2 protein-coding genes are annotated in these 1,979 nt (G+C 42.1%); both read left to right on the forward strand.

The window, feature by feature from the left end:
* The first annotated feature begins 839 nt into the window (after positions 1 to 839).
* Positions 840 to 1,484, forward strand: a complete 645-nt coding sequence (locus G4P69_RS37375; protein WP_208344484.1) for a hypothetical protein — start codon at positions 840 to 842, stop codon at positions 1,482 to 1,484.
* 66 nt (positions 1,485 to 1,550) lie between these two features.
* Positions 1,551 to 1,910, forward strand: a complete 360-nt coding sequence (locus G4P69_RS37380) for a hypothetical protein (protein ID WP_208354957.1) — start codon at positions 1,551 to 1,553, stop codon at positions 1,908 to 1,910.
* Positions 1,911 to 1,979: the final 69 nt, after the last annotated feature.

Here is a 1,979-nt window from a genome sequence, read left to right on the forward strand (position 1 = left end):
CGAGACGTTGAGGCTAAGCTATATCTCACTGCTGGATGAAGAATTTTGCCACTGCACCACCACAGATATAGCTTTTTAAGCATTTTTTTTTGAAGCCCGACAAGCCGAAGGAAGCGGGGTCGAGTTGGGGGTCAGGATGTGAAAGTGCCGCCTAGAAGTTGCTTCCCCAACTCGTACATCCGCTGATCGACTTGGCGGGTTGCCCCACCCTGCCCAAACCAAGAATGTAAATTTTCCCGCTCGGTTCGACCGTAGGGAGGACGGAGCCATGTTGCAAGCAGCCGGACGGAGCGCCCTGCGCGAAGTCGGGCGTCAGGGGCATCGCCCTACCTAAACCAAGATGCTTCATAGACTATTTCTTTACCCATATACCCAGATGCTTAGACTTAGCCAAACTTTCAGCATTTTGGAAGGCTATGAGGTTTGGGATTGTGAAGACTTCACCAAGACTGATGCCCTGATTGGAGCTACTGCGATCGCCAATCATCCCTAAGAACTCTTTTCCCTTGGTTTCCTGAACCAGTCTTTGAAGATTTCGTTTAGCTTCAACTCAATTCGCATTAATGCAGGCAAGCTAATAGACATCTGTTAAACCATCATTAAGAATCATCAGCGTGTTATCATGCTTGATTCTCATGCCTTTCTAAGTTTCAGTTGAAGGCTGGCGATTATCAGTAATAGGATAAATTTGCTACATTTAACTACAATGTTTCTAGCTACAAATACTATCGATATTGATATAGACTTAAATATTTTCCTCAAAAGGATACTAGTAATCTTTCTTATTTACGCTGTATCTTTTAAACCTAGAATTGAGAAGCAATAAATCAATTTTTAGTATGAGATTTTCAAAAAAACTGATATCTGCTTTATTTGGTGTGAGCAGTTTAGCTTACTCTATGGCTCCTGCTGCTGCTGTTCAATATAATGGCGCATCAGTCTATAAAGCGACTGAGAATGGAGTGACAACCGTCTACATTGACGGAACCGCGAACAGTAAGGTGGCAGTAGACTTGGGGCAATTAGCCAAGACAACATCAAAGATAGCTACAGAGTGTGGAAGTGTAAAAATTTCTACTCCGAAGGGAAATCCAGAGTTCACTGGATTAACTGTAGATGGATTAGCAATCAACTATGCTAATTTATCTACTCAAACACTCCCTGCTTGCGTGAATGGAACATTTGCGGAGTCGAGGACTGGAAATTTCAAAACTGCGAAAGGACAAGTCATTATTGTGGGCAAAACACCCGGTGCTTCTGTCTCAATTTCAGTCCTAGCTGATTCAATGAGAAGTATTACTGTTAACGGGTGCGGTAACGCCTTACTCCGCGCTTCAAAAGGCTCTACACTCCCCGCCACCTTTACAATCAATGGTAGTAGCTACACACTTGCTAGCTTACCTGACTCTGGTCATGGCCCCGTTTGTAAGAAAGCATCTGACGGAACTTATGCTGCTTACACACCCTCCAACTGGCCAAAATAAGTCTTTTTTATTATTAGCAAGCGGCGATTATTAAACTTAATCGCCATATTTTTTTTAACTACAAATATGAAAAAACTAAACGCCATCATAGTACTATTTCTACTTTCAATCCCCACACCTACACTTGCCTCTAGCCCACCTTCAGGACAAATAATGTGCAAAATGGGAAGTAATCGACTTCTTGTTACTGGATTAGCACAGGGTAAAAAATATTATGCCATGACTGAGGAAGATAATAGCTATAGTCAAGCAAATCCTAATCCCCAAGGATATGCACTATTTAATAATATTAATTACAATGACAGATGGGAAGGACAAAGCGCAGACTTAGAAGTCGGCTACATAAATCCACAAAAGGCTGACTTTGAGAACAGAGTTCCTCTTGGTTCAATGTATGTTAAAAAACTCAATACTATCCCACCATGACAATAAAAGCGCTTGCTCCTATGGGTAGTGCTGCGCTCACCATCTTCTTAGCACTACTACCAAGTACAA

The organism is Aetokthonos hydrillicola CCALA 1050 (genome assembly GCF_017591665.1).
GTDB classification, from domain to species: Bacteria; Cyanobacteriota; Cyanobacteriia; order Cyanobacteriales; family Nostocaceae; genus Aetokthonos; species Aetokthonos hydrillicola.